The organism is uncultured Paracoccus sp. (assembly GCF_947487305.1).
Classification (GTDB): domain Bacteria; phylum Pseudomonadota; class Alphaproteobacteria; order Rhodobacterales; family Rhodobacteraceae; genus Paracoccus.
Window position 1 is genome coordinate 1 of record NZ_CANKWH010000046.1, and the last position, 6,598, is coordinate 6,598.

Below are 6,598 nucleotides of genomic sequence, written 5' to 3' on the forward strand. Positions count from 1 at the left end.
CCAGAGCCCCCTCGCATTCGAGCGAAAGGCCCGGGAAGTAAGCTAAACGCTCTCCACAAAAGCCGGGCAAGTCCAAAGATCGCCAAAATCCGCGAAGAGCAACCGAGCCCGATTGGCGGCGCACCACTGGTCTTCTGGCGCACGCCTGCCGGGATCGAGACCCCGGTGATCCACACCACCGGTGGCGATGCGAAGGCGGCCTCGATCATCCTCGCTTTCCCGGGCGGCCTGGTCAAATTCAACGACGATGGCGACAAGCGAACCACCACCGTTCGAGTTCGGATCGAACAGCGGTTGGCCGGAGCCAGCGTCTGGCAGGCCGTGACGACGCTCGATATCTCGGCAAAGAAGATCGAGGCCTTCTATCGCCAGCACCGCTGGGCCTTCCCGTCGCGCGGGCGCTGGGAAATCCGCGTGACCATGATGACCGACGAGGTCGATGACCCCAAGCGGCAGGTCCGCACGGTATTGGCGGCACTCCAGACCATCCGTCCCGAATACCCCATCGTCATCGATCGTCCGATGTCGCTGGTGTCGGTGCGGGTGAAGGCGACCCATCAGCTCAGCGGCGCACTCGACAACTTCTCGGCCCTGGCGCGCCGGATTTGTCTGGACTGGGACGTCACGTCGCAGACGTGGATCAGCCGCGCGACTTCTAACCCCGCCGCCCTCTACCGGCTGGTCCTGCAGCATCCCTCGAACCCCAAGGCGGTCAGCAACGCCGAGATCGATTTGGGCGCGCTGCAGGAGTGGCATAACTTTTGCCGCGTGAAGGGCCTGACCTATAACCGGGTGCTCGATCAGGCCGGGACCAGCCTGCGCGACATCCTCACGGAAATCGCCGTTGCCGGCCGCGCCACGCCGCGTCACGACGGTCAGAAATGGGGTGTCGTCATCGACCGGCCGTCCTCGCTGGTGGTGGACCATATCACCCCGCGCAACAGCTGGAATTTCAGCTGCAGACGCGCCTATGGCGAGCGCCCGCACGGCTTCATCGTCCGCTTTCAGGACGAGACCAACGACTTCAAGGAAACCCAGCGGGTTATCCCCTGGCCCGGGCATAGCGGGCCCATCGATCTGACCGAGACACTGGACATGCCCGGCATCACCGATCCGGCGCTGGTCTATCGGGAAGCGCGCCGACGCATGCACGAGGCGATGCTGCGGCCCGACGTCTATGAGGTGACCCAGGACGGCGCTGCGCGTGTGGCCACACGGGGCGACAAGGTCATGCTCAGCCATGATGTGCTGTCTCGGGTTCAGACCGCCGCGCGGGTCAAGGCTGTGACCGGTAATAGCATCCTGCTTGATGACGATGTGACCATGGTGGCTGGCCGCAGCTATGGCATCCGCTTCCGGCGGTTCTCGGCCGCCGACACCATTGGCTCCTCCGATGTCAGGAACGTCGCCACCCATCCGGGCTCGACCGGCGTCCTGACACTCACCGGCACCGGCCCGATGCCCGGAGCCCGATGATCTGGTGCTCTTTGGCGAGGCTGGAGCCGAGAGCTTCCGCGTCGTGGTCACCCAGACCGAAGCGACGGAGGATATGTGTACGATCCTGCGCTGCGTCGATGCAGCGCCCGAGATCGACACGCTGACCGATGCCACCGTCATCCCGGCCTGGTCGGGCCGGGTCGGCGCCGAGATCGCCGAGAACCTGATCCAGCCCTCGGCGCCGCGCTTCGCCGAGGTCGCCACCACCGTGGTTTCGGGTGTGCCGCGCGTCGATTATCTGCTCGCGCCCGGCAGCGGTGCGATCTCGACCGCCGAGTTTCAGGTCGGGCACCGTCTCGAAGGGGCCAGCAGCTGGACCACCATCAGCATCCCCGTCGCGAATGGGGGCGGTCGGATCAGCGGCTATAGCATGGGGCAGGTGATCCAGCTGCGCGCCTGCGGCGTCTCTGCCACAGGCGTTGCCGGTCCCCATGGTCCGACGATCTCCTATCAGCTGGGCTCGGCCGGCGCCGGCATTCCCGGTGCCCTCGATGCCGACAGCATCAGCGTGACGGCACTGCTGGGGGGCGCCCGGATCGAATTCGCAACGGCTGCCGATCCGAACCTCGCTCGGGTGCAGCTCTATCGCTCGCAATCTGCCACGCTCGATCGTGAAACGGACGCGACCGGCGCACCCCTCTCGGTCTCATCTGCTCGCAGCTGGTCGATGTCGGTGGGTGATACGACACGCCAGAACCTGCTGAAGTCCGGGTCCTGGACTGCCGGCGCCGGGTGGTCGATCTCTGGCGGTACCGGCACCCATGCTGCCGGCAGCGCCGGCGAGCTGTCTCAGCCCATCCCGACCCAGACCGGTCGCTGGTATCGCATCGGCCTGAGCCTTGCGGGGCGAACGGCCGGCAGCGTCACGCCACAGCTGACCGGAGGATCGACCGTCGCCGGGACGGCCATTTCCAGCAACGGCTCCCATCTGGCCGCGCTGCAGGCGGTGAGTGGCAATACCCAGTTCGAGCTGGCCGCGTCCTCGACCTTCAATGGCTCGGTCTCGGCCATGGCCGCCTATCTTCAAACCCCCGCCTGTCTGTTGCAGGGTACGCATTATCTGTGGCTCGAGCCGCAGAGCGCCGATGGCGTGCCCGGTCCCGTCAGCGGCCCCTTTTCAATTGAGGTAATTTGATGACTGCCACCAATAATCTGCCTTTGTCCCAGCTCGTCGACAGCCTCGTCGCCAACTACCAGGGCAGCACGCGCAAGATCCCTGTCGGCGACCTGTCCCGGCAACTCGCAGCCTCGGGCGAGATCGCGGAACAGCTGCAGGCCGCATCCGTTGGACGGCTGGCCTATGCCACGCGGGCAGAGCTTCTGGCAACGACCGCGCCGGAGGGCGCGGTGGCGCTGGTTACCAACGACGGCAATGCCGCCTTCAACGGCCAGTACCGCCGCACCGCGACGACCTGGACGCGCTTTGCTGATCTCGACAATGCGGCGCTCGCGCAGGAAATTCAGGCAGCCCGTGCCACATCCACCAATCTGGGTCTTCGCCTCGACGAAATCGACGCCACCGCCAGCAATGCTGCAGCGCGGCTCGTCACTGCGGCAGCATTGCCGTCGCTGGCCGAGGCGGGGGTGGCGCTGGCCTTTGTCGATCGCGATAGCGGTGCCGTCGCGGCCTGGGTCGATCGCGACGGGCGTCTGCATGCAGATGTCAAAGGGGCACCCGCGCGCCTGCCGGTCCCGGCACGCGACTATGTACCCGCCTGGGGGGCCGAACGTGACGGTCGCTTCATGGGGTTCGATATCGAGGGCGAGGTGATCGGTGAGGTCGGTCGCGCGGTCGCCAGGGCCGGGCTGGCGCCCGACGGCCCGGGCCACGGGCTCGACTGGCAGCTGGTCTTCCGGGGCCGGGACGGCAACCCGATCCTCGCCACCCGGCCACAGGGAGGCATCATCGATTTCGGCCGCGCGCGCGCGCCGGTCATTGGCACCGAATGGCTGACAGCCGCCGGCGTCCGCGTGGCACCGCTTGCCGCCGGTGCGGTCGAGTGCGTTGTCGCCTATTTCCATCACGGCGAGCGGCGCGTTCTGACCCCACCTCAGGAAGGCCTGCACCACACAGCGCCCGAGCTTGCCTATGGCGGCATCAGCGTCCGTTGCTGGCGTCATGACGGGGCGGGGGCTGGCTCAATCGTTGCCGTCTCCATCGCCCGGCCGGGCTTTGTCGTTGATGATGATCCCGACCTCGCCTGGATCGTCATGGGCGATGGGCAGAGCCTGGCACAGGGCAGCCACGGCGTTGGCACCCCCTGGCCCTATCGTTCGGTGGACTGGCCGGATCATCTTCTGACGGTCGATAACAGCCTGCGCCCCGGCGACATCCGGACCGGTCGCAACGCCAATGCCGCCGATTTCCTCGTGGATCCCGCAACGCTCACCGGGCTGACGTCGATCCGGCCACAGCCGGGTGTCGGCCCGACGCATGGCCTCACGCCCCTCGAGGCGCTGGTCTGCGCGCTGCAGGATGACATCGTCCAGCTGATCGGCCGCCCGCAGCGGATCATTGCCTGGACCGGAGGCGCTGGCGGCACAGCGATCGCCAATCTGGGCGTCGGCTCGGCCAATGAGGCGAACCAGCAGCAGATCATGACCGCCGCCGTCCGCTTCGCCGCCATGCGCTGGACCCACGGAGAGTCCGACGCAACGGCGGTTTCGCAAACCTACGCCAATGAGGTCAGCGCCTATCGGGCCGCGCTCGATGGCCATGCCATGGCGCTGACCGGCCAGACCGAGGCACCGATCTGGCTGGTCGCGCAGCCTTCGTCCTTTGCCGAATCGATCGACAGCGAGACCGACCGTACCTCGGTCATCGGCATGATGCTGATGATGGCCGCGCGGCCCGCAGATACATTCGTCACCGGGCCGGGCTATCCCGATCAGGAGCATTATCTCCAGACAGATATGATGCACATGACCAATCTGGGCTACCTCGCCCAGGGCGAGGCCGATGCCGGCATCCTGCGCGCGGCGCTCTGGGGCGGCGCGGAAGACCGGCCGCTTCTGGCGCTCTCGGCCGAGATCTCGGGTGCGGTGATCACCGTGACCTGGTCTGAGCCCGTGGAGATTGCCCCCGACATGCCAGCCAGACCGCATCTGGGGGTCGAGGTGTCCACCGGGACCGACAGCTTCCTGACGATCAACAGCCACACCCTGAACGGTGCACAATCCACCATCACCCTCTCGGCCGCCCCGGCGCCCGGGGACATCGCAAATCTGCGGCTGCAGATTGGCATGACGGGTCAAAGTCAGCCCGAACGCCTGCCCGGGAATGTTCCCGGAACGCAGATCCGGACGATCCGCGCCGCCTATCGATCCTACCGAACCGGCCGCATGCGGCACCGCTACGCATTGCACCAGCGCATTTCTCTTACCCAAGCCTGAGGAACCACCCCATGAACATCATTGAACTCGCCGGCATCGCACCCAACAGCCCCGCGCCACGCAATGTCATCAGCGAGAGCGATCGTCAGATCGCCCGCATCCCGGACCATGCCGATGGCCGACGGATCGGCCGCTACTGGTGGCAGGCTGACCGTGGTTTCCTGCGCCCCCATCCCGATACCGGCCGGGCGGTCTGGTATGACCGAATGGCCCCGGGCGCCCGTCTCGTTTCCACGGGTGATACCTGGCCTGTCCGCGGCGCCGAGTTCACCGCCACGGCCGGTGCCGGTGGTGGGGCACAGGGGTCCTACGCCGTCTCGGGCAATGTCCGGATGCACGCCCCCGACGTGCAGCTGGATGCGCAGAGCAATACGGTCTATTTCGCGATGAGGCCAGTCGCCGGCGCCAGCGCGCTGCTCCGGCTCTTCGGACCGCAGGCGGCAATTCCGGGCGCTGACCCGCGTGACGACGTGCTGGCCTTCGGCCTCCTTGACGGCAGTCCGCGGCTCCTGAGCGATGATACGGCGGTCAGCATCTTGGTCGGTGGTGCGTCGGCGGACTACCGCAACCAGAATGTGGTGATCCGCATCGCCAAAAGCACAACCTGGGGAGCGTCCATCGCAGTGAATGGCGTCGAGGTCGCGCGGGACGCATCGAAGGTGACGCCGCTCATCGACCGCAGCATCGCCCTCTTCGGCGTGGGTGCCGCACCCGCCGTTGCGCAATTTCATGGCGCGATCCGCCATCTGATGGTGTTCACCGGGGCCGATTTCTCGGCCGACCCGTTCTTCGGCGCATCCGACGCCGTCGTCACCGCTCGCCTCAAGGCCGATATCGGCGTCGTCTGAGCAAAAGAAAGGAGCGACCATGCCTCTCATCACCGTCGAAAGCACCTGGTCCGCCGCGATCCCCGTCTCGACGGGGGCCGTAGTCCAGAACCAAGGCCGGACCACCATCTATGTCTGCCCGGGCGCAAGCGCCTCGCGCGGCAATTCCTATATCGTGCCGCCCTCTCAGGGGGTCCGCCTCACAGATGCCACGCAGGTGTTCGTGTCGACGTTGGGTCGGCGCGAGGGTCTCGCCTGCATCATCGAGGGTTCGTGATGATCCTGTTCGAGGACCCGGTTCAGACGGGCAGTCTCGGGGCGATGTTCGGCAAGCCGGCCAGGGGAGCGGTGCCGGTCTTGATCACCACCCTCGATGCCGCGACGGCCAACATCATGTTCGTGCCTTATTCCAGTCAGAACAATCTGCTGCGGCACGCGCGCTCGCCGGGGAGCCCCAGGCCGGATCACGGCTACGCGTCCGCCTTCCGCCCTGAATACACCGGCGGCGCTGGCACCCTCGGCCTGCCCGGCTATACACTGAGCGATACCAATATCCTGCCGTACAGCCAGACGCTACAGCAGGTCTGGGATGGCTCGGTGGCCTTCACGCCCGGTGCCGATCCCCGGAGCGATCTCGCCGGTCATGATGCTATCGTCTTGGTTCTGGGTGATGGTGGGTGGCGGGCGGCGGATGGCGGCTATCTCTGGCAGCCGAGGCGATGGGACAGCAACGAGCATGAGGCCGGGCTAGCCGCAAACGTCTCGGTTGCGTTGCAGTTCGTGCAGGCCGCCGTCACGGCCGGGGTCGGCACCATCCTCATCTACGGCCAGTGCCCGGACCTGCCCGGCACCCCCCTGGCAACGGATGACGCGCCGTGGCG

The 6,598-nt window shown here is 66.7% G+C and carries 6 protein-coding genes; all 6 read left to right on the top strand.

Features of this window, described 5'->3' with window-relative positions:
* Positions 1-1,476 (top strand): host specificity factor TipJ family phage tail protein (locus tag Q1A36_RS20870; RefSeq protein ID WP_299848021.1); only part of this gene is annotated, 1,476 nt, incomplete at its 5' end.
* 73 nt (positions 1,477-1,549) lie between these two features.
* Positions 1,550-2,632 carry a hypothetical protein gene (locus tag Q1A36_RS20875; protein ID WP_299848022.1) on the top strand — a complete coding sequence of 361 codons (1,083 nt, stop codon included), beginning with the start codon at positions 1,550-1,552 and terminating at the stop codon, positions 2,630-2,632.
* A 23-nt stretch (positions 2,633-2,655) separates the two neighbouring features.
* Positions 2,656-4,890 carry a hypothetical protein gene (locus Q1A36_RS20880; RefSeq protein ID WP_299848024.1) on the top strand — a complete coding sequence of 745 codons (2,235 nt, stop codon included), beginning with the start codon at positions 2,656-2,658 and terminating at the stop codon, positions 4,888-4,890.
* A gap of 11 nt (positions 4,891-4,901) precedes the next feature.
* Complete coding sequence (locus Q1A36_RS20885) at positions 4,902-5,738, top strand: hypothetical protein (protein ID WP_299848026.1); 837 nt, start codon at positions 4,902-4,904, stop codon at positions 5,736-5,738.
* Positions 5,739-5,757: 19 nt separating this feature from the next.
* Positions 5,758-5,994: a hypothetical protein gene (locus Q1A36_RS20890; RefSeq protein WP_299848028.1), complete on the top strand. Its 237-nt coding sequence runs from the start codon at positions 5,758-5,760 to the stop codon at positions 5,992-5,994.
* Positions 5,994-6,598: hypothetical protein (locus Q1A36_RS20895; RefSeq protein WP_299848030.1), on the top strand; the 605-nt coding region annotated here is incomplete at its 3' end. The genes Q1A36_RS20890 and Q1A36_RS20895, both read left to right, overlap by 1 nt.